Genomic DNA, 21082 nt, shown 5'->3' with positions numbered 1-21082 from the left:
ATAATGAGAATCAATATCATGGAGGTTGTACTTGTGAACTTGCGCATCCCGTATCGACACCTGCTGTTATCCATCCTGCTGCTCGCCATGCTGACCGCCTGCTCCCAGACCCCGTCCCCCGCTGCCGAGCCATCAACGCCGGAGAGTGGAGCTGAGGCCGCAGCGCCCCAGACGGAGGAGGAAGCGCCCGCTACCCGCGAGTTCGAGCATGGCAAAGGGGTGAGCACGATCCCTACCCATCCCGAGCGAATCGTCGCCATCCAGTATACCGGCGCGATGCTCGCGCTCGGCGTCAAGCCCGTAGGCGCAGACAATGAATGGTCGGCCTACCCGCTGCTGGCGGACGAATGGCAGGGGATCGAGCATGTAGGCGATCCCTGGACCGGTCTGAATCTCGAGAAAATCGTGGAGCTCGATCCCGACCTGATCGTCACCCATGTGGAAGCTACCTATGACGAGCTCTCCAAGATCGCGCCCACGCTGTGGATCCCGTGGCTCCAATACAATCCGCAGGAGCAGATCACGTTGTTCGGCGATATCCTCGGCAAGCAGGAGGAAGCCGCCGCCTGGCTGGAGCAATTCCAGACCAAGGTAGAGGATACCCGTGCGGAGGTCGCCAACCTCATCGGCGAGGACGAGACGGTCGCTATCTTCAATATCCGACCGCAGAACCTGTTTATCTACGGAGACAAGGCGATGGGCGGCTACGTCATCTACGACCTGCTGCAGCTCCACGCGCCCGAGCTGATCCAGCAAGCGGTGCTGGACGAGGGTGTCGGTCAACTGGAAGTGTCGATGGAGCTCTTGCCCGACTATGCCAATGCCGACTATCTCTTCCTCTCTGTCCTCGAGGACGAGAACGGAACCGCCTACGCGGACGAAGTGATGAACAGCCCATTGTTCCAGCAGTTGCCCGCTGTGCAACAAGGCCATGTGCTGCCGCTGAACTGGGACACCTACTTCACCACCGACCCGCTCTCCACCCTCAAGCAGCTCGATGCCTTCGCCGAGCTGCTAGCGAAGGAATAAGAGAGTCAATGGCAAACAGCCGGATAGAAAAGCGATTCGCTTCTCTATCCGGCTTAACGATTAATGACCTCTGTACCACGCAAAATATCGCCTTGTTCCAGTAATACAGTAATTCTGTCCTTTCCGTCATCATCCAGCCAGAACTCCATCCGTGTGACGCCGCTGCCGCCAACAAAATCGGGCGTTCCGTGAATCCTTTCGATTTCGGCGATTTGGTCCTTGAATTCTCTCTTTTGGGCCAGTATTTTCATCACTTCATCCCAGGTTATCCGTTTGCTTTCCAGCTTGCCGCTATTCATTTCGGCAAGCTTTCTTTCGTAAACGCCAATATTTTCTTTTCCTTTGGTTTCCCATGTGGAATACTCTTGCCTTTGATCTTCCGACACACCCGGGACTCCCTTTACAGAGAATCCCCAAATCGCGAGCGCGGCGACTGCGACGAAAGCCGCTGCTGCGAGAGCCACCACTCTTTTCGATCTCAATCGTCTCATGAGGTATCTCCTCCTAATTTCCAGTTTACTACAGTTCCACCTTCAACCGTAGAGTACACCAAAAAAAAGGCCGCCTGCTCCCTTCAAGCGCTATGGTACACTAGTAGAGCATTCATCATCACATCGACCACATCCGGGAGGGATCATCGCCTTATGAGTCAACTGAAGCTGGTATCATGGAACGTCAACGGCCTGCGGGCCTGCGTCAATAAAGGGTTCAACGCGTACTTCGAGGAGATGGACGCGGATATCTTCTGCTTGCAGGAGACGAAGCTGCAGGCGGGGCAGATCGAGCTCGATCACGGCGGACGGTATGCCCAGTACTGGAACTATGCGGAGAAAAAAGGCTACTCCGGCACCGCCGTCTTCACCCGGCAGCAGCCGCTCTCCGTCCGCTACGGACTGGAGACCGACGAGGAGCCGGAGGGACGCGTGCTGACGCTAGAGTACGAGACGTTCTATCTCGTCAACGTCTACACGCCCAATGCCAAGCGCGACCTCTCTCGCCTCGAGTACCGGCTCGCCTGGGAGGATCGCTTCCGCACCTATCTGCTGGCGCTCGATCGGCTCAAGCCGGTCATCGTCTGCGGCGATCTCAACGTCGCCCATCAGGCGATCGATCTCAAGAACGCCAAGTCCAACGAAGGCAACTCCGGCTTCACCGCCGAGGAGCGCGGCAAGATGACCGAGCTGCTGGCGAGCGGCTTCGTCGACACGTTCCGTCATCTCCATCCTGACCGCACCGACGCCTACAGCTGGTGGTCCTTCATGCCCAAGGTGCGCGAGCGCAACATCGGCTGGCGGATCGACTATTTCCTCGTCTCCGAGCGGCTTGCCCCTCAGGTGACGCGTGCCGACATCGACTGCCATGTGCTGGGCAGCGATCATTGTCCGGTACTTTTGGAGCTGGAGCTGTAAGCCAGTAAAATATTTTACTAATTATTGTTTGAAAATTTACTGAAGGGATGCTAGACTCAAAGCAAACTTTGCGATGAGGAAGGACGATCTCCCTGATGAGTACACGCTGGACCCCCGTACATCCACGCATGAACGTCATGCTGCACGGCGGCGACTACAACCCTGATCAATGGCTGGACTACCCCGGCATCCTCGACGAGGACGACAAGCTGATGAAGCTCGCCCGCGCCAATACGATGTCGGTCAATATCTTCGGCTGGAGCGCCCTGGAACCGGAGGAGGGCGTTTATCGGTTCGAATGGCTCGACGAGGTGATGGACCGGGCGGCGGCTCGCGGCGGACACATCATCCTGGCGACGCCGAGCGGCGCTCGCCCGGCGTGGATGAGCGAGCGCTATCCCGAGGTGCTGCGCGTCGGCGCCAATCGGGTGCGCAACCTGCACGGCCTCCGTCACAATCACTGCTACACCTCCCCTGTCTACCGGGAGCAGACGCAGCGCATCAACCGCATGCTGGCCGAGCGCTACTGCAGCCATCCGGCGCTCATCCTGTGGCATATCTCCAACGAATACGGCGGCGACTGCCACTGCGAGCTATGCCAGGAGGCGTTCCGCAACTGGCTGAAGGAGCGCTACGGGCATAGCCTGGACAAGCTCAATCATGCGTGGTGGACCGGATTTTGGAGCCATCGCTTCAACAGCTGGAGCCAGATCGAGTCGCCGGCTCCGCACGGAGAGAGCCAGGTACACGGGCTTAATCTCGATTGGCGACGCTTCGTCTCGGATCAGACGATCGACTTTTATCTGTCCGAGATCGCCCCGCTGCGCGAGCTGACGCCGGATATCCCAGTGACGACCAACTTTATGGGCAACTACCCGGACATGCGGCCGTTCACCGGCCTGAACTACGAGCGGTTCGCCCGACATGTCGATATCGTCAGTTGGGACGCCTACCCGCCATGGCATAACAACTGGCAGTCGACCGCCGAGCTGGCCCGGGATGTCGCCTTCGTCAACGACCTGTACCGCAGCCTCAAGGGCGGGCGGCCGTTCCTGATCATGGAGTGTACGCCGAGTCTGGTGAACTGGCATGCGGTCAACAAGGCAAAGCGCCCCGGCATGCACAAGCTGTCGTCGCTGCAATCGATCGCCCACGGCGCCGACTCGATCCTGTACTTCCAGTGGCGCAAGGGACGCGGCGCCTCCGAGAAATTCCACGGGGCCGTCGTCGACCATGACAGCCGCCCCGACACCCGCGTGTTCCGCGAGGTCGCCGAGGTCGGGCGGCTGCTGGAGCGGCTCGCTCCGGTAACAGGTGCTTCTGTGGATGCCAAAGTGGCGATCCTCTATGACTGGGAGAACGACTGGGCGCTCGCCGACGCTCAGGGCTTTGGCCAGGACAGCCGCCGATATGTGCGCACCTGTCAGGAGCATTACCGGGCGTTTTGGGAGCGCCATATCCCCGTCGACGTCATCACGCCCGACCAGCCGCTGGATCGCTATGCGCTCGTCATCGCGCCGATGCTGTATATGGTGCGGGAGGGCTTCGGCCAACGCGTGGAGGATTATGTCCGGCAGGGCGGGCGATTCGTCGCCACCTATGCGACCGGGATGGTCGACGAGAGCGACCTCGCCTATCTGGGCGGACGGCCCGGCCAGCTCCGGGAGGTGCTGGGTATCCGCGCCGAGGAGATCGACACGCTGTATCCCGAGGAGACGCGCGAAGTCGTCGATGCCGACGGCGCGAGCTACTGCGCTTACGATTATTGCGAGCTGGTGCATCTGGAGGGCGCTCAGGCCCTCGCCTGGTACGCGGCGGATCTCTACCAGGGGCATCCGGCCGTGACAGAGCATGGCTATGGCAAGGGACGTGCCTACTATGTGGCGGGTCGCCACGAGTCGCGTTATCACGATGCATTCTACGGCAAGCTGATCGAGGAGCTCGGCTTGCAGCCCGGCTATCCGGCCGAGGCGCCAGCTGGCGTCTCCATCCAGACGAGGAGCGACGGCGAGCAGACGTATGTATTTATCATGAACTTCACCGAGTCGGAGCAGATAGTGCAGCTGCCGGAGGGAGCCGCGCTGACCGATCTGGAGACGGACGCGACGCTCAGCGGCTCGCTCCGACTGCCGCCTTACGGCGCTGTGGCCGCTCGGGTGTAGAGCAAGGTGAGACGGGGCGAGCAAAAAAATTCCGCTGTCCTTGGGCGGCGGAACGACCTCCTCGTCCTTTTACAGCGCGAGGAGCTTTATCGGAACTGACTACAAGAGGAGGTATCGCCGCCATGTCCACGATCCGAGACGTCGCCGCACAGGCAGGCGTATCCGTCACGACCGTGTCGCGCGTGCTGAACAACGACCGTACGCTCTCGGTCACGGAGGAGACGCGCGACCGCATCTACGCCGCGGCCGAGGCGCTCGGCTATCGCAAGAAAATGGTGCGCACGCCAGTGCGCCAGATTGCCTTGCTGTACTGGCTGACCGAGCAAGAGGAGCTGCATGACGTCTACTTCCAGGCGCTCCGCCAGACACTGGAGAGCCAGGCCCGCCAACATAACGTCGAGCTGCGCCTCTACACCGTCGAGGACGGCATCGACGCCGTCGCCCCCGACACGCGCGGCTTCATCGCAGTCGGCCGCTTCTCGGCGCGGGAGCTGTCGCGTCTGCGCGAGCTGACCCCGCACGGCGTCTTCGTGGACACGGTGCCGGACCAGGATCATTATGATGCGGTGCGTCCGGACCTTGCCTGGATGACGCGCAAGGCGGTCGACTTCTTCGTGGCGCGAGAGCATACGCGGATCGGCTTCATCGGCGGCGTCGACTACGATCCCGACACCCGGGAGCGGCGGATCGACATCCGCGAGCAGACGTTCCGCGAGGCGCTGGGGACGCTTGGTCTGCTCGACGAGACGGCGATCTTCACTGGCTCGCAGTTCTCCGTCGAGGATGGCTACCGCCTCATGCTGCAAGCGTTGGAGACGCTTGGAGACAGGCTCCCCACTGCGTTCTTCGTGGCCGCAGACCCGATCGCCGTCGGCTGTCTGCAAGCGCTCAATGAACGGGGCATCGCCGTGCCCGGCTGTGTCAGCGTGCTCAGCATCAATGACATCAGCGTCGCCAAGTACGTCTCGCCGCCGCTCTCGACCTTCCATATCGATGTCGAGGAGCTGTGCCGAACCGCCGTCTCCCTCCTGCTCGAGCGTGTCACCGGCGGACGCACGCTCGGCAAGACGGTCTATCTGACCGCCGAGCTAATCATCCGCAAGAGCGCAGTGTGAGACGGCATGTCGGGCTGCGGATGACGACGCTGCCACCCCACATGTACAGGTTGACGTCGGGCTTGCGGGATGAACGCTCTGCTCCTGACGCCCCATGACGCCAAAGAAGCCACCCGATCCCAGTGTATGAAGGGATCGAGTGGCTTTTTGTCATTGTGATTCTAAGGGTAGTGACGCGAACCTGCATACATGTTACGAATAACCCTGTAACCGTTGAGCCCAGTTGAGTATTCGTCACGGGAGATGCGCCACAGGAGGCTCGCTACCGCAGCGCGGGTTCACGAACACACGGACGCCCGGTCTAACACACTGTTTGACTAACCCGCCTGCTCGCTCGCCTACCCGTCTGCGATTCTAACGCTTGCCCTCGGCCTTATTGCTCCGAAAAAGCTGTCTTCTGCAGGCTAACGCTCGCCCTGGAGCTTATTTGAGTAAAATCGGGCCAAAAATAGCTATTTCTCGAAAATAAGCACCGTGGCGAGCGTAAGAATCGCCGAATGCGTAAAACAACGGAAATAAGCGCCATGGCGAGCATTAGAGCGCGGACGGTCGGCGTCAGCTCGACCACACCGCGGCGAGCGCTAGAGCGATGACGGCTCTACGCGCCCTCTAACCGCCAACTACACTCCCTCGATCAGGATCGCGAAGCCCCACGCCGGCAGCTCCACGCGCTCGCCCTGCTCGACGCGGCGATCGCTTACCGCCTCGGTCGCGGCAGCATGCAGGTAGACGAAGGACGCGGCGTCGGCTGAATAGTTGAAGTAATATCTCACCCGGCGTCCCTCGCGATTCGTGCCGGAGCGCAGGATGAGCGGAAACGCCAGCGCCTGATCATTGCCCCACAGACCAGCCGCCGTCACCGCATGGCGCAGCGCGTGCTGCATCGACCCGGCGTCGAGGAAGCCGCCGATGTAGGTGGCGCGCCCCTTGCCGTACCGGTTGGTCGTCACCGCCGCATAGTCTCCCCACTGCGGATGGGCATAGCTGGCCAGCACCTGAGCTGTCGTCGGCGTCAGCAGCTCCATCCAGCCGTCTACATGGCCCGCCTCGCCATCCGGCAGCAGCGGTCCGCGCAGTCCGACCTCATGCGGCTGCACGAACTGACTATACGTTACGCCGCATGCCTCCGTGACGATGCCCGGCTGGGCCGTCGTGCGGACCTTGACCGCCTCGTCGGCGAAGCCGCTCTTGAAGGAGTAGACGACATGACCGCCGTCTGCGACATACACGTTCAGCCGCCGCAGCGTCTCGTCCGGCGCGGCATACAGCGCAGGGACGACGATGAGGTCGTACTGCGCCAGCAGCTCCGATGGCGCATCCGCTGGCAAGAAGTCGCTGCCGACATTCATCCGGTATAGCGGATCGTACAGTGCCCGCACGACATCGTTGTAATTGCGGCCATCCGGCAGCTTGAACCACTCGATCGCCGTGAGCGATTCGTTACTGACCATGACCGCGACCCGATTGTCCACCTTCAGATCGATCAGGTGGTCGCTGAGCCGTGCAAAGTCTCGTCCGACCGTCTTGGCCTCATTATAGGTCGGATTGGGCTGGAGATCGTGGCTGAGCAAGCCCTTCCAGTACGTCTCGAATGAATTGTGAATCGAATGCCAATGCCAGTAGGACACCAGGTTCGCCCCCGAGGCGAGATGGCTGAAGGCAAGCTGCCGCAGTTGTCCCGGATACGGCGTCCAGTGCGGGAATGCCTGCGCCTGCGTCTCCAAGACGAGATAATTTTGCCGCTTCAGCGAACGCGTCATGTCGCCGCCAAAGGCGATCTCCGTCCCGGTCAGCTCATGCTGCGACGGATGATAGATATCGACGCCGGCGATATCCATCGCCTGCGCCGCCTTGAAGTGGTCGACGCGCGGCTGTACGCCGTAGGAGTAGCCGCGCCACTCGAAGTCGAAGTTCTGCGTGACGAACTGTCCCTCCTGCTTGTATTCGTTCACTAGCGCTGCCTGCCACGCCAGGAAGTCGGTCACGAGCTGCCGCTGGAAGCGCGCGAACTCCGCGCCCAGGCTGCCGTTGATCGTCCCGACCGTCGACGGGAAGTCCTCCCAGCTGTTGATCCGGTTGCTCCAGTAGTCGAGGCCGAGCGCATCATTCAGTCTGTCGGTCGTCTCGTACTTCTCGCGCATCGCTTGCACGAAACGCGCCTGGACGTTGGGCCCCGCCGTGTCGTAGTGCTTGGTCTCGTTGTCCACCTGATAACCGATGACGGCGGGATGCTTGCTGACCCGGCCGATCAGCTTGCGGATGATCCGCTCCGCGTAGAAGAGATAGACCGGATGGGCGATATCCATAATCTGGCGAGCGCCATACTTGCCGCGTCCCTTGGCCGTCTCTGCCAGCACGTCGGGATGCTGCTTGACCATCCAGGCGGGGATCGCGTAGGTCGGCGTGCCGACGATGACATGGATGCCCGCGTCATGCATCGCATCGAGCACCCGCTCGACCGAGCGGAAGTCGAAGACGCCATTGTGCGGCTCATGCGTGCTCCAGGTCGACTCGGCGATCCGCACCATGTTGATGCCGGCGTCCTTCATCATCGCGATATCCTCTTGCAGCCGCTCATACGGCATATACTCATCGTAGTAGGCCACGCCGTAGATCAGTTTGTTCAACATTAGCCTTTCACCGCTCCCTCTGTAATGCCAGTCATAATGTACCGCTGGAAGAACATGAAGATCAGGACAACCGGGATCGCCGTCAGCACCAGCGCCGCCAGCACGAGCGACCACTCCGTGTTATACTCGCCGAACAGCTTGTTAGTGGAGATGATCAGCGTATACGACTCGGCGTTGGTCAGCATGAGCAGCGGCAGCAGGAAGTCATTCCAGATCCACAGGAAGTCGAGGATCGCGATCGTCACCGTGATCGGCAGCAGCAGCGGGAAGATGATGCGGAAGAACGTCTGCCATTCGTTGCAGCCATCGATCTGCGCCGACTCCTCGAGCTCCCGCGGCACGCCCTTGACGAAGCCGTGATACAGGAAGATCGCCATATTGACCCCTAGCCCAATATAGATGAGCGACAGCCCGTAGATCGAGCCTTGGACGTTCAGCTCCTTGGCCATCCGAGTGAGCGGGATCATGATCGAGTGGAACGGCACCATCATCGAGGCGATGAACAGGTAGAAAATGCCTTGGCTCAGCCGTCCGCTCGTCCGCGACAGCTTGTAGCCCGCCAACGAGGCGCAGAGCAGGATGCCGCCGATGCCCAGGATCGACACGATGATCGAGTTGGTCAGGCTGCTCACCATCGACAGCCGCGAGAACGCCTCGGCATAGTTGTCCAGCATCAGCGAGGACGGGAGCGCGGTGAACGACTCGAACATCTCGCCTTGCGTCTTGAAGGAGTTGATGACCGCCAGATAGACAGGGAAGACGGCGACCAGCGAAGCAACGATTAGCGCCAAGGTGATCCCTAGCGAAGATAGACGACCCGACTTCATGCTTCCACCTCCCTGCGCTTCGTAATGCTGATCTGGATAAAGGTAAAAATAAGGATGACGAGGAAGAGGATCACCGACTTGGCACTAGCGTAGCCGTAGCGGAAGTTGTTCGAGAATGCCTCCTCGTAAATGTTAAGCGTAATGACCTGCGTCGACCGTCCAGGTCCGCCGCCAGTCAAGCCATAGACGACCTCGAACACCTTGAAGGCGCCGTTGAGCGTCAGGAACAGACAGATCGTAATCGCATGCGTGATCATCGGCAGCGTCACATGGCGCAGCACCTGCCACGGACGAGCGCCATCGATGACTGCCGCCTCGCGCAGCGACTGGGGTACGCCTTGCAGCGCCGCCAGATAGATGATCATCATGTAGCCGACGCCGTTCCACAGCGAGACGATCAGGATGCTGTAAAACGAGGTTCCCGGATCGCCGAGCCACGACTGGTTCAGGAACGATAGCCCCGCGCGCTCGCCGAGCTGTGGCAGCACCTGCGAGAAGACGAACGTCCACATAAAGGCGCTGATGATCGTACTGATCATGTTGGGCATGAACAGCACGGTGCGGAAGAACCCCTTGCTGCGGAACTTGGTCTCGATGAACAGCGCCAGCAGCAGCGCAAACACGTTTTGCAGCACCAGCATAAATAGCACATATTTAAGCGTGAACCACAGGGAATGAACGAAATCCGGGTCATCCCGCAGCGCCTCCACGAAATTGCCAAAGCCAATAAAGTCATAGGCCCGATTAAGCCCGTTCCAATCCGTAAAGCTGTAGTACATGCCGCCTATCGTCGGGATTAACAAAAACAAGGTATACAAGATAAAAGCAGGCATAACAAACGCAGCCAGCGACAGCAGCTTTTTATAGCTCTTCTCAGCCATGGCAGCCTCACTCCCCCAATCCGGTGTTTAGAAGGACGGGACACCCGGCGTCATGGCCGACTGTCCCGCAGATCTAGCTGTTATGATTTGTTTACCTTGTTGTAATCCTTCCAGGACTTGTCGAGGGCCTTTAATACCGCATCCTGGTCCATCTGTCCAGCGACGTAGGATTGCAGCGCCTTGCCGACTTCATCCTTGACGGCTTGCGGGATACGAGGGTCCTGATAAGATTTGCCAGCTTGCACATAGGCCGTCGCATCGTCTACCCACGGATAGCTTTGGAAGGTATGCACCGTGGCAATCGGGTTAAACTTCAGCGACTCGTACAGCGCATTCGATTCTTGATCGTCCAGGAGGAAGTTCAGGAATTCGAGCGACAGCTCCTTGTTCTTGGTATCGGCGTACATCGCCATCGAGGACGATACGCTCAGGTTGATCAGCGCCGCATCGGGATTCTCGCTGACGGGCAGCGCCGCTACGCCGAAGTCGAGATCGGGATTGGAGGCGAGGATCGAGTCGGCATACCATGGACCCTGTACCCACATCGCTGCCTTGCCCTGTGCGAAGGCGGCTGCGCCATCGTCCGGGCCGACCTCAAGCGCGCGGTCCGTGCCATTGCTGTTGACCAGATCGATGATGTTGAACATCGACTTCATCTCGCTAAACGAGCCCTCGTCCGCATTCATCCGCTCGACGAAGTCCTGCATGCCGTCCTCGGTCTGGATCGCTGCGCCTACCACCAGTGGCAGGAACAACTGCGGCACCCAAGCCTCCTTATAGGAGAGCAGGAACGGCGTGATGTTCTGCTCCTTCAGCTTGGCGACGACGGCTTCCATCTCCGACAGCGTAGACGGCGGCGTCAGTCCCTGCTCCTCGAAGATTGTCTTGTTGTACAGATAGCCCCAGGAGAGCGACTCCAGCGGCACCGCCACCACTTGGCCCTCGCTGTTCGTGACGGCCGGCTTCACGCTGTCGAGCAGCTTGCTCGCGAACGGTTGGTCCGACAGATCGGCCAGGTAGCCGGCTTTGGAGTATTGCGGGATGTCATTGATCGCATGGATGACGAACAGGTCTGGCGCATCGTTGGAGGCAAGGCGCGTTTTGAGGATTTGCGCCGCGTTGTCCTGGTTCGGCATTTCGACTTGCACCGTCAGATCGATATTTTTCTCCGCTTTGACCTTCGCCTTGAACTTCTCGATATGCGCATCGTATTGCTCCTTGAAGCGTGGCTGCGCGATGAACATTTTCAATGTTGCGGCCGTCGCTTTGTCTCCGCCCGCGCTCTCTCCGCCGCCATTCGTACCGGCTTGCCCATTGCTACCGCAGCCTGCCAGCAACACGATGCTCAGCGCCAACCCGATCAGCGCACTCCCTTTTTTCTTATTCATCGTAAGACCTCCCGGAGGTGTTTGTTTTGTTTACGCTTTCAGTATACGAGGATTGTGGAAGCGTTTAATTGGACGGGATTAACCTCTCCGATTGGACAATATTAAGACTGGCTCTGCTTGCGCATCTCGCCGGGAGCGATGCCATAGTGCTTTTTGAACACGCGGTAAAAGTAGGACATATCCTCATAGCCGGTCATCTCGGCGATCGTCTTGATCGACAGCTCCTCCTGCTCCAGCCATGCTTTGGCCTGCTCCATCTTGCGCTGCAGCACGTAGTCCATGACCGTCACGCCATAGGTTTGCTTGAACAGCTTGCTCAGATATTCCTTGCTCACGAAGAAGACGCGCGCCAGCTGCTCCAGCGACAGCGGCTCGGCGAAGTGAAGCTCGATGTAGGCGCGCACCTCCTCCAGGTTAAGCTTGTGCTTATGCTTGCGATCCTGGGCGACCCGATGCATCGCTTCGCAATACCGATCAGCCAGCAGCAGCGACGATTGATCGATCGTCTCGTGACGGACTGCGTCCGCCCCCTCCTCCTCCGGCTCCAGTCCGTTGGCCGCGAGCAGCTCCGCCAGCAGGAGCAGCAGCTCATGACGGACACGCTCGACCAGCGCTTCGCTCTCCCCGTCGACGCGACCGAGCTCCTGGGCCAGTCGAGCAAACACCGAGCGAATGCCTTCCTCATGCAGATTGTTGAAGTGCAGCCGCAGCAGATGCTTCATGCCCGAGAGCGACTGCTGCGCCACCCGGTCGAGAGAGGCCAGGCGCGACGGCGCCTGGCTGCGGGCCTGCTCGACCAGCGTCTTGCAGCGGCCCAGCGTCTCGTTCAGCTCCACCGGGTCGATCGGCTTCAGCAGATACTCGACGGCCTGTTGCCTCACGGCATGCTTCGTATACTTGAAGTCGTCGTAGCCGCTGACGACGACGATCTGGATATTCGGCACGAGCTGCCGGATCTGCTCGAGCAGCCAGATGCCGTCGGTGCCCGGCATTTTCATATCCGTGATGAGGATATCCGGCTTTGCCGTCTCGGCGAGCGCCAGTGCCGACGCGCCATCCTCCGCTTCCCCGGCGATCTCCATCCCCCAGCTCTCCCAGTCGCCCAACGTCCGAATCATGTCCCGGTTCCATCTCTCGTCATCGACGATGATGACACGCATCATATCAGCTCTCCTCCTCTTCGCTCTGTGCCGGGATGCGGAACGACACCTGCGTCCCGACGCCCAAGCGGCTCTCGATGACCAATTGGCTAGCTTCTCCAAAGTGCATGCGCAGTCGCGAGGCGACATTGGACAGCCCGATATGTCCGTCATGCACCCATAATCGCTCGGCCGCCTGCTCCAGCCGCCGCTGCACTTCGGAGCGCCGCGATTCGGTCATGCCGACCCCGTTGTCGCTCACCTCGATAAGGACATACGGATGCTCGTAGCGCACGCGGATGCCCAGCTCCCACTGGCCCGCCCGATGCTCCAGCCCGTGCAGGAAGGCATTCTCCACCAACGGCTGCAGCGTCAGACGCGGCAGCTTGCAGGCGAGTGCGGCATCGTCGACGTCCAGTGTGCTGCTCAGCCGCGACTCATAGCGCCATTGCTGGATATGGAGATAATGCCTGGCGTGCTCGACCTCTTCCTTGACCGTAGCCAGCGCGTCGGGCTCGCGGATAATATAGCGGAACATCTGGCTCAGCGAGCGGATGATCGCGTAGCTCTCGGCGGGCGTGCTCTTGAACAGGGTGCTGCCGATCAGCTGCAGCGTGTTCTGGAGGAAGTGCGGATTGATCTGGGCTTGCAGCGCCTTCAGCTCGGCGGTCTGCTTCTCGAGCGTCATGCTGTACTCGTTTTTGATATGCTCGCGGATGCGGCTGGTCAGGTTGGCGAACTTAGTCTCCAGCAGCCCGATCTCGTCGGTGCGTCCGCTCGGCTCGAGCGGATTGTCCTTCATCGGGTTCAGCACCTGCATCGCGCGGGCCAGCCGGGTGATCGGACGGGCGAGTCGCCAGGCGAGCAGGACCGCCGTCACGATGGCGACAGCGACCGAGACGGCCCCGATGATGAGACCATTGGTCATCGTCCGCCACGCGCTTTGGTTGACGAAGGCGTCGGGGATCACCTTCAGCAGCACCAGTCCGCTCGGATCCACCCGATCATAGAATACATAGTCGTTATCGGCCTTGCGGTAGCCCACGCGGTCGACGCCGGTCGATGTCTTCGCGAGCTCGATCGACGAATGATCCTGACTGTCGGGCGGGTACAGCAGCTCACCGTCTCCGCTCGCGATTAGCACCGTATGGCGCGAGTCCGGGTTGAGCAGCTCCATCGCCTGATCCAGCATCGACCACTTCACGGTCACCGCGATCCCGCCGTAGGGCTGCCGCGTCTCGAAGCGGTTGATGCTGCGGATCAGCTTGAACTGATCCGGCTGGCCCGGGACCGGGAGGATCGCGCTCGCCTGCCTGGTCTCGAACAGCTGCGCATATTCGGCTGGGGGCTCGGGTTGGGGCCAGATCGTGCTGCCATCGGAGTTGACCATGAAGCGCTTCCCGGCGTCCGGCAGATACAGCTCGACCGAGGTGATGCTCTGGTTGGCCGAATAATAACTCGACATTAACGTCTCGAGCAGATTGCGCTGCGCCGTAAACTGATTGGCCAGCTCCGCCTCGTCGACATAACGAAGATAATCGCTCAGGCTCTGGTTGATCATCACCGAGTACATCAGATTATTGAGCTGGATGAACTGATCGCTCAGGTACAGACGCGTCCAGGTCAGATTGGTCAGATTGGACTCGACGACCTCCGCTTCGATCGCCTTGCGATTCGTGTCGGCAGCCATGCCGGTGACGACGGCGACCGGCACTGCGGCCACCAGGATCATCGCGAGCATCAGCTTGCCGCGGATGCTGCTGCGCCAGCTTGTTAGATAACGCCATAACCGCCTCATGCTATCGCTCTCCCTATCGTGATTCTCTATGCATACATCCCGCAAGGACGCACCATCGTTCAGAGCACGTACGTCTGAGCGCAGGACGAGCCTGCCGATGTATTAAGAAGAATACCAGCGATGAAGCGCATTCACCATGTAAAATTATGGATGTTTATAGAGCGAGATGTGTTTAATGTTCCCTGCATAGGGTGTACAATATTCCATAGAACAGGCTGCCGTGAAAGGCCGAAGAGGCACGGTATCGAATCTGTAGAAGCGAAGATGATGCTACCGAAGTCGCTTGCTTTCAGAAGGCGTGTAGCTCGACTTTGTCATGGTTGAGAGCAGTCTGTGTAGAAGGAGGGAATCTCGAATGAAGATGATGAAAGCCGTCGGACTGAAACGCTACCTGCCGATCGAAGATCCCGAGAGTCTGCTCGATATCGAGCTGCCCGTGCCAGCCCCCGAGGGACATGATCTGCTCGTCGAAGTAAAGGCCGTCTCCGTCAATCCGGTCGATACCAAAGTGCGCGCTCCCAAGGATAAGGTTGAGACCGACTATCGCATCCTCGGCTACGATGCTGCCGGAGTCGTCACCGCAGTAGGCGATCAGGTGACGCTGTTCAAGCCCGGCGACGAGGTATACTATGCCGGCAGCATCCTCCGCCCTGGCAGCAACAGCCCATATCAGCTCGTCGATGAGCGGATCGTAGGCGCCAAGCCGCAGACGCTCGACTTCGCCGAGGCGGCGGCGCTGCCGCTCACCGCGCTGACCGCCTGGGAGGGGCTGTACGACCGACTGGGCGTCGCCGTCGACCCGGAGGCCAATCGCGGCCGGACGTTGCTCATCATCGGCGCCGCCGGCGGCGTCGGCTCGATCGCCACGCAGCTCGGCCGCGAGGCTGGGCTGACCGTCATCGGCACCGCCTCCCGGACCTCCTCGGCAGACTGGGCCCGCGAACACGGCGCGGCGCATATTATCAATCATCACGAGGAGATGCAGCCGCAGCTTGAGGCGCTTGGCTACCGCGAGGTCGACTATATCTTCTGCTGCAACTCGACAGCCGCCCACTGGGACAGCATGGCTCAGGCGATCGCCCCGCAGGGCAAGATCGTCTCGATCGTCGAGATGAAGGAGCCGGTCAATCTCACCTTGCTGATGAACAAGAGCGCCACCTTCGTCTGGGAGCTCATGTTCACCCGTTCGCGTTATCAGACCGCCGACCTGCTCGAGCAGCACCGGGCGCTGCAAGCGATCGGCGCGCAGATCGACGCAGGCAAGCTGCGTACGACCGTCGCCCAGCGGCTCAGCCCGATCAACGCCGCCAACCTGCGCGAGGCGCACCGCCTGCTCGAGTCCGGCAGCACGATCGGCAAGGTCGTGTTGGAGGACTTCGCGTAACGTGAGCCAGGGCGGCAAGCGTAAGCGGTCTCTGGTGAGGGCGGCCGGAGTGGCGCGAGTGGACCACTGTGGCGTATGGTGACGGAAGCTACGCACCATACGGAGTTAGGGGAGTACTCACATTGCGATTAACGCCGCCCAGTGGCCTCGGGCTAACGGTCAGATTTGCACCTTAGCGCCCCGTTTTGCTCGTTCACAGAATCTAACGGTCAGATCCGGCGCTTAGCCGGCGTTTGGAGGTCAATCCGCCGCCATTCGCCCCGCTAACAAGCAGATCTGACCGTTAGTTTTCGGACGAGGCCCTTTTGGCCTGCTAAGCGTCACTTTTGACCGTTAGCCACACCGCACCGCCCCCTAACTACAGCAAAAAGGCCGCCTCAATGGTCGTGATGACCACAAGAGACAGCCATAGTTATCGTTCACTACTCGCAGGATCGCAGGAATGCGGCAATATCCTCGTACAAGGCCGATCGATCCGAACCCGTAATGGCATGGCCAGAATGCTCGTATACCCGCTCGACCAACAGCTTGCTCATCGCACGATATCGACCAACATCCGCCTCGCTCAGCATCGAGTCCGACAGCCCTCCCCTGGCTACCATAAGCGGCATCGCTAGATTGCCATCTAACTTCACCTGTGTTGAGTCTCGCTGGATGCCATAGACCGCCTGCTCGCGTATTAGGCGATTACGGCCTGAAGGAATCAAATAGTCGAAAATGTACGATCGTGGCCATGTCTCGGACATGCTGCGATGCTCAGGCGGATAGTCGCCGACGATCAGAGATCTTACCTTGGCTGGTTGGCGCAACGCATAACCCACTGCATATGCTACCCCTCGTGAATTGCCCATCAAGTGAAACGTAGATAGCCCCGTCTCGGCGATAATCGCTTCAAGATCGCCAATATGATCGTCGAGATCGTACCCATGCATTGGCGTATCGCTGCCGCCTCGTCCCCGGAACGACAGGAGGATCGTCCTGCGAGGAAGCAGCGCTTGGAGCAAGTCCAAGTACTCCTCTGCTGTCTCCGATAACCCCGGGCAGAGGACTAGGGGCATCCCATCCGTCTCCTGATTACCACTCGGGCTGCTATCATAATAATGAATACGCACATCACCGTTGCGTGCCCATCCGCTATATTGTCGCTCACCAAGCATCTGTTGCCTCCTCACTCCCCGAACAGCTCGCCCAGCACCGCCTTGCGATTCTCCAGGAAACGCCGCGTCACCGCATAATGCAAGGTCTGCTCATAGTCCGTCTCGGCAATCGGCTGTCTGTCGAAGTCCAAAATCTGTGCGCCCGGGTAGCCGAGCAGAATCGGCGAATGGGTGGCGATGATGAACTGCGCGTCCCGCTCCAGATCCTTGATAACTCGCATGAAGGCGAGCTGCCTTGCCGGAGACAGCGCCGCCTCTGGCTCGTCGAGCAGATAGATTGCCTTCTTGCCGAAGCGGTGCCGGAACAGCGACAGGAACGCCTCGCCATGCGACTGCTCGTGCAGCGATCGTCCGCCATAATGCCGCAGACTCTCCGGGTGCTGGTCGATATGACTGGCAAACTGGTAGAACGTCTCGGCGCGCAGGAAGAAGCCATTGGAGATTTTGGGCAACCAGGAGAGGCGCAGCGCAGCGCCAAGCGCGGACTGCGATTTTTCTACCTCATACAGATTGTTCCGGCTGCCGCCTGCCGTATTGAACTCGCACTGATACGCGATGCCCTCGAGCAGTGTCGACTTGCCCGAGCCATTCTCTCCGACCAGGAACGTCACATTCGAGCGGAAGTTCAGCGTCGACAAGCGGCTAACCGATGGGATAGAGAAGGGGTAGACGTCTCGTGCCCCGATACGCTCGGGCAGGAGCGTCACACTCTTCAAGTACATCGACGATCCCTCCGATCTTGATGAGCCCAACGCTCATCGGTTCTATCCTCCATCATACAGCAAACCTTGGCATGAAGCATCCTTGCCCGTCTCCACTGATGACGTCGGCACAGGCGGGCGAGCGAATGCTTTTGATTCAGTTTCGCTCGGAGTTCCCCCACAGCTTACCATACCTCAGGACGCTCATCCCCGCCTTGCCCCGCCAGTCGTTTCCACGCTTAATACGTCGGCATTTCATCCTCCTGGATCAACTGGTATTCCACCGTGTAGCTCCCCTTGGCGAGCACCTTGACCAGAGCGCCTTGCTCGAGTCTGGTGCTAGCGCTGAATACGACACGTTTCGTCTTGCCGCTTGCGGTGACGCCCTGCTCCCTGTATTTGTATCTTCCGTCATCGTCTACAGGCTCCTCTTGCACCTCAACATAGACATATTCCTGCTCCGTCCAAGGGTTAAACCGATCGAAGGGCTCGCGGAATACGAAGTACAGGCTAACCATTGCAACAACAGCAATGAGAATAGAAATAAAAATTTTCCTCATCCATTTCCCTCCTTTCTACAGCGCATGGGTGACGATGTTTTTGTAATAGCGGATCGTAACGACGGCAAACATCAGATAGATGACGATATACGCGACCATACTGAGGACGACCGGCGTCAGCATGCTCGCAGCCATCAGAATAGAACTAACATTAAGGGCAAAAGCAGCATGCGTTAACCCGATGACTAGCGGAATGAAATAGACAAACAGCTGTTTTCGGATGATGCCTTTCATCATATCGTTGACCTGGAATCCAAGCTGTCGCAAGGTCCGATAATGGTTTTTTTCCTGTTCGGCCTCAGTCATCTGCTTAAAGTACAAGATACTGCCCGTCGAAAGGAGAAATACTAGGCCGAGAAAGCCGGCGATGAAAATGAGCAGGCCAAAGTTTTGACGCGACCCTTCATAGGTGGAATGAAAGTCCCGCATTAATAGATCGCTGTCCATATTCGACAGGAAGATGTCTGAGGCGAATGCCGATTGCTCGACATTCCGTACGTTAAAAACCTCAAAGGTCACAGCTTCAAATTCATCCTCCTGCATGCTGCCTATCATGCTATCGTAGGTCGCCTCCGTCACAAGCAATTGATAGCCGAAGTGAATATAGTTCATCATGTTGTTAAGCTTGGATTTGGAGACCGTCAGTCGCTTTGCTTCATCGCTTGATGGGTACTGCACCTCTTTTGGAGATGTGACCACCATACTTTCAATAACAGCCCGCGAGCTATGGTAGATGGCCTCCCCCTCCCGGGGACGCTCCAGAGCGACTCCCGCCTGCGCCAGCTTCTCTGCCGAGAAAAGTATAAACGGTCTGGCCGACTGAGCCGTATCTGACGCCTCTTCCACCCATACGCCATTCAATCGAATCGCCTCGATGGCATGATATTCAAATGGAATTTGCGCCTCTTCTAGCTGACTGGCGATCGCGGCTGCCTCTTCCGGCCTATTTTCCAGCGTAAAATCAAAGGGCATCGACATTCTCGTATCCTTTTCGGTGGAGTAATATAACGAATAGGATAGCGATATCATCGAAATGGCCATTGCGGACAAAATGGTAATGATCGTTAACGAGTTGGCATGACCCTTCATGCGGTGCATTAAGGGTGCTATCGAAAGGCTGTTGTATAAGCCGAGATTTCCATTTTGCCTGTTACGAAAACGATATAAGATCCAGCCTATCGTCGTATGGAAGACGATATAGGTGCCAAGTATGGTGCTGACGAGCACGATTAACATCAGAAACAGCAGTGCATCTGCATGGTACGCAATAAAAGTGGACACATAATAGCCAAACCCGATCAGGCCTAACCCTGCTACCCCTAAAATGCCTGACATGATGCTTGGGCGCTTGACAAGGGGGTCATGCTGTTGACTGGCTTGAAACAATTGGAGCAAGGTGCTGCGATAAACCGTCACGATAATCTGTATCGATGTGACCGCAAGCAAGCAAGTGAAAACAACGATCGTCTGTAGGAGCGCTTGACCAGAGAAGCTTAGCCCGAATACAACCTCAAGACCAATCAGGTTCAAAAACAGGATCAGGAACAGTCGCGAGAGCAATGCTCCGACCAGCGTTCCGATCAGTAAAGCGCCAAAGCCAAGAATCGTGTATTCAAAGATCAAGATCCGGGCGACCCAAGCCTTGGACAAGCCAATTAACTGATACAGTCCGATTTCCTGACTACGTCTGCGAATAAAGATGCTCGTCGCATACAGCGTAAACACGATCGTAATGAGAACGAGCAAAATGCCGGCGATTTGAAGAGCTGTTGAGAAGTTCACGCTAACCTGAACCATCTCAATGACGGTGGGGTCATGCTGCAGGGTGGAAAAGATAAAATACAAGCTGATGCTTATAATCATCGCGAAAAAATAGAGGTAATACATGGTGATGTTTTTTCGCATGCTGCGAAGCACTAATTTACGTAGGGTCACCTCTGGCTGCCTCCTCCCAGAACGGCTTGCATATCGAGAATATCTTTAAAGAAGGCTTCTCTCGTTTTCTCCCCCCGATACAATTCCGAAAAAATGTGCCCATCCTTGAGGAAGACTACGCGGCTACAATAGCTAGATGCCAACGGGTCATGCGTAACCATCACAATCGTAACTTGGCGCGCTTGGTTAATCTCATGCAAATTCCCCAATAAATTGGACGCCGCTTTGGAATCAAGAGCCCCGGTAGGCTCATCGGCAAACACGATGGAGGGCGAGTGAATCAATGCTCGTGCCGCAGAGGTGCGTTGCTTTTGGCCGCCTGAGATTTCGGAAGGATACTTATGCGCCAATTCCTTAATATCGAGAATCTCGGCAATGGCATTAAACTCCGCTTCAGCCTCACTATTGCTGATATTCGTCAAAGATACGGGAAGCAAGATGTTTTCTTTGACCGTTAACGTATCCAGCAAGTTGTAATCCTGAAAAATAAAGCCTAAATGTTGGCGACGAATCGTTGAAAGCTGGCTGTCCTTCATTTTGGAAATCTCGTGTTCGTTGATGAAAACTTGCCCGCCTGTAGCGCGGTCAATCGTAGCCAATGTATTGAGAAGCGTGGTCTTGCCTGAGCCTGAAGGTCCCATAATCCCAACAAACTCGCCCGCCATCACTCGAAGGTCGATGCCCTGCAACACCTGCTGCGCATTGCCTTTCGAGCCATACGATTTACGTACGCCCTCAGCAATCAGAACGGTTTTTGGTGTCGTTTGATTTCCCATCCCCTTCACTCCAATCCAGTGTTTCTAGGGCTGTCTGAATGCTCTAGCTCCGTAGACTCTGACATGCCTTATACATAGTGTAAATGTTTTGTCGCTAATGGTCGCAAGCTTCAGGTGATAAAACGGAGCCCAATGTGATATTTTTGTCACCTTGCCAATGGTGGAACACGCTACATCGAGTAGGCCTATGC

Annotated in this window: 17 protein-coding genes; 5 read left to right on the top strand and 12 right to left on the bottom strand. The window is 58.1% G+C overall.

The window, feature by feature from the left end:
- Window positions 1-33: 33 nt before the first annotated feature.
- Window positions 34-1029, top strand: coding sequence for an ABC transporter substrate-binding protein (locus tag PA598K_RS15905; RefSeq protein WP_185602016.1), 996 nt, complete (start codon window positions 34-36; stop codon window positions 1027-1029).
- Window positions 1030-1082: 53 nt separating this feature from the next.
- On the opposite strand, the gene PA598K_RS15900 is transcribed toward PA598K_RS15905, so the two are convergent.
- On the bottom strand, window positions 1083-1520 hold the full coding sequence (locus PA598K_RS15900; RefSeq protein WP_128657914.1) for a hypothetical protein: 438 nt from the start codon (window positions 1518-1520) through the stop codon (window positions 1083-1085).
- A gap of 162 nt (window positions 1521-1682) precedes the next feature.
- On the opposite strand from PA598K_RS15900, the gene PA598K_RS15895 reads away from it, so the two are divergent.
- The 3 genes from PA598K_RS15895 (at window position 1683) to PA598K_RS15885 (ending at window position 5715) form a co-directional block, all read left to right on the top strand.
- Window positions 1683-2438: an exodeoxyribonuclease III gene (locus PA598K_RS15895; RefSeq protein ID WP_128657935.1), complete on the top strand. Its 756-nt coding sequence runs from the start codon at window positions 1683-1685 to the stop codon at window positions 2436-2438.
- Window positions 2439-2533: 95 nt separating this feature from the next.
- The gene (locus PA598K_RS15890) at window positions 2534-4600 is read left to right on the top strand and encodes a beta-galactosidase (protein WP_128657913.1); all 2067 of its coding nucleotides are present in this window, start codon (window positions 2534-2536) and stop codon (window positions 4598-4600) included.
- 122 nt (window positions 4601-4722) lie between these two features.
- Entirely contained in the window at window positions 4723-5715 is a 993-nt protein-coding gene (locus PA598K_RS15885) for a LacI family DNA-binding transcriptional regulator (protein WP_128657912.1), read from the top strand.
- 620 nt (window positions 5716-6335) lie between these two features.
- Here PA598K_RS15885 and PA598K_RS15880 read toward each other — a convergent pair.
- From PA598K_RS15880 to PA598K_RS15855, 6 genes are all read right to left on the bottom strand, one after another.
- The gene (locus PA598K_RS15880) at window positions 6336-8342 is read right to left on the bottom strand and encodes a beta-galactosidase (RefSeq protein ID WP_128657934.1); all 2007 of its coding nucleotides are present in this window, start codon (window positions 8340-8342) and stop codon (window positions 6336-6338) included.
- A gap of 2 nt (window positions 8343-8344) precedes the next feature.
- A complete protein-coding gene (locus PA598K_RS15875) occupies window positions 8345-9172 on the bottom strand; it encodes a carbohydrate ABC transporter permease (RefSeq protein WP_128657911.1) in 828 nt (275 codons plus the stop codon).
- Window positions 9169-10053, bottom strand: a complete 885-nt coding sequence (locus PA598K_RS15870) for a carbohydrate ABC transporter permease (RefSeq protein ID WP_128657910.1) — start codon at window positions 10051-10053, stop codon at window positions 9169-9171. The genes PA598K_RS15875 and PA598K_RS15870 overlap by 4 nt, the downstream gene beginning before the upstream one ends.
- An 80-nt stretch (window positions 10054-10133) precedes the next feature.
- Window positions 10134-11441, bottom strand: coding sequence for an ABC transporter substrate-binding protein (locus PA598K_RS15865; protein ID WP_128657909.1), 1308 nt, complete (start codon window positions 11439-11441; stop codon window positions 10134-10136).
- Window positions 11442-11542: 101 nt separating this feature from the next.
- Entirely contained in the window at window positions 11543-12604 is a 1062-nt protein-coding gene (locus PA598K_RS15860; RefSeq protein ID WP_128657908.1) for a response regulator, read from the bottom strand.
- Between the two features lies 1 nt (window position 12605).
- Window positions 12606-14378: a sensor histidine kinase gene (locus PA598K_RS15855; protein WP_128657907.1), complete on the bottom strand. Its 1773-nt coding sequence runs from the start codon at window positions 14376-14378 to the stop codon at window positions 12606-12608.
- Between the two features lie 355 nt (window positions 14379-14733).
- Here PA598K_RS15855 and PA598K_RS15850 point away from each other — a divergent pair, with 355 nt between their 5' ends.
- Entirely contained in the window at window positions 14734-15762 is a 1029-nt protein-coding gene (locus PA598K_RS15850; RefSeq protein WP_128657906.1) for a zinc-binding alcohol dehydrogenase family protein, read from the top strand.
- Window positions 15763-16184: 422 nt separating this feature from the next.
- On the opposite strand, the gene PA598K_RS15845 is transcribed toward PA598K_RS15850, so the two are convergent.
- The 5 genes from PA598K_RS15845 to PA598K_RS15825 all read right to left on the bottom strand — a co-directional run bounded on the left by PA598K_RS15845 (window position 16185) and on the right by PA598K_RS15825 (window position 20891).
- Complete coding sequence (locus PA598K_RS15845; protein ID WP_185602015.1) at window positions 16185-16820, bottom strand: alpha/beta fold hydrolase; 636 nt, start codon at window positions 16818-16820, stop codon at window positions 16185-16187.
- A 110-nt stretch (window positions 16821-16930) separates the two neighbouring features.
- Window positions 16931-17641, bottom strand: coding sequence for an AAA family ATPase (locus tag PA598K_RS15840; RefSeq protein WP_128657904.1), 711 nt, complete (start codon window positions 17639-17641; stop codon window positions 16931-16933).
- Between the two features lie 218 nt (window positions 17642-17859).
- Window positions 17860-18180 carry a YxeA family protein gene (locus PA598K_RS15835; protein ID WP_128657903.1) on the bottom strand — a complete coding sequence of 107 codons (321 nt, stop codon included), beginning with the start codon at window positions 18178-18180 and terminating at the stop codon, window positions 17860-17862.
- A 15-nt stretch (window positions 18181-18195) separates the two neighbouring features.
- Window positions 18196-20115: an FtsX-like permease family protein gene (locus PA598K_RS15830; RefSeq protein WP_128657902.1), complete on the bottom strand. Its 1920-nt coding sequence runs from the start codon at window positions 20113-20115 to the stop codon at window positions 18196-18198.
- The gene (locus tag PA598K_RS15825; protein WP_128657901.1) at window positions 20112-20891 is read right to left on the bottom strand and encodes an ABC transporter ATP-binding protein; all 780 of its coding nucleotides are present in this window, start codon (window positions 20889-20891) and stop codon (window positions 20112-20114) included. The genes PA598K_RS15830 and PA598K_RS15825 overlap by 4 nt, the downstream gene beginning before the upstream one ends.
- Window positions 20892-21082: the final 191 nt, after the last annotated feature.

The sequence above is a fragment of the Paenibacillus sp. 598K genome (assembly GCF_003851045.1).
Lineage (GTDB): Bacteria > Bacillota > Bacilli > Paenibacillales > Paenibacillaceae > Paenibacillus_D.
The sequence above is the reverse complement of the archived record's forward strand: the minus strand, read 5'-3'. Positions and strand labels throughout refer to the sequence as shown.

Excerpts from the sequence above, each read along its gene's own strand:
- PA598K_RS15900 (WP_128657914.1), bottom strand. The coding sequence starts at position 1,520 with ATGAGACGATTGAGATCGAAAAGAGTGGTGGCTCTCGCAGCAGCGGCT.
- PA598K_RS15890 (WP_128657913.1), top strand. The coding sequence starts at position 2,534 with ATGAGTACACGCTGGACCCCCGTACATCCACGCATGAACGTCATGCTG.
- PA598K_RS15885 (WP_128657912.1), top strand. The coding sequence starts at position 4,723 with ATGTCCACGATCCGAGACGTCGCCGCACAGGCAGGCGTATCCGTCACG.
- PA598K_RS15875 (WP_128657911.1), bottom strand. The coding sequence starts at position 9,172 with ATGAAGTCGGGTCGTCTATCTTCGCTAGGGATCACCTTGGCGCTAATC.
- PA598K_RS15870 (WP_128657910.1), bottom strand. The coding sequence starts at position 10,053 with ATGGCTGAGAAGAGCTATAAAAAGCTGCTGTCGCTGGCTGCGTTTGTT.
- PA598K_RS15865 (WP_128657909.1), bottom strand. The coding sequence starts at position 11,441 with ATGAATAAGAAAAAAGGGAGTGCGCTGATCGGGTTGGCGCTGAGCATC.
- PA598K_RS15860 (WP_128657908.1), bottom strand. The coding sequence starts at position 12,604 with ATGATGCGTGTCATCATCGTCGATGACGAGAGATGGAACCGGGACATG.
- PA598K_RS15855 (WP_128657907.1), bottom strand. The coding sequence starts at position 14,378 with ATGAGGCGGTTATGGCGTTATCTAACAAGCTGGCGCAGCAGCATCCGC.
- PA598K_RS15850 (WP_128657906.1), top strand. The coding sequence starts at position 14,734 with ATGAAGATGATGAAAGCCGTCGGACTGAAACGCTACCTGCCGATCGAA.
- PA598K_RS15845 (WP_185602015.1), bottom strand. The coding sequence starts at position 16,820 with ATGCCCCTAGTCCTCTGCCCGGGGTTATCGGAGACAGCAGAGGAGTAC.
- PA598K_RS15840 (WP_128657904.1), bottom strand. The coding sequence starts at position 17,641 with ATGTACTTGAAGAGTGTGACGCTCCTGCCCGAGCGTATCGGGGCACGA.
- PA598K_RS15835 (WP_128657903.1), bottom strand. The coding sequence starts at position 18,180 with ATGAGGAAAATTTTTATTTCTATTCTCATTGCTGTTGTTGCAATGGTT.
- PA598K_RS15825 (WP_128657901.1), bottom strand. The coding sequence starts at position 20,891 with ATGGGAAATCAAACGACACCAAAAACCGTTCTGATTGCTGAGGGCGTA.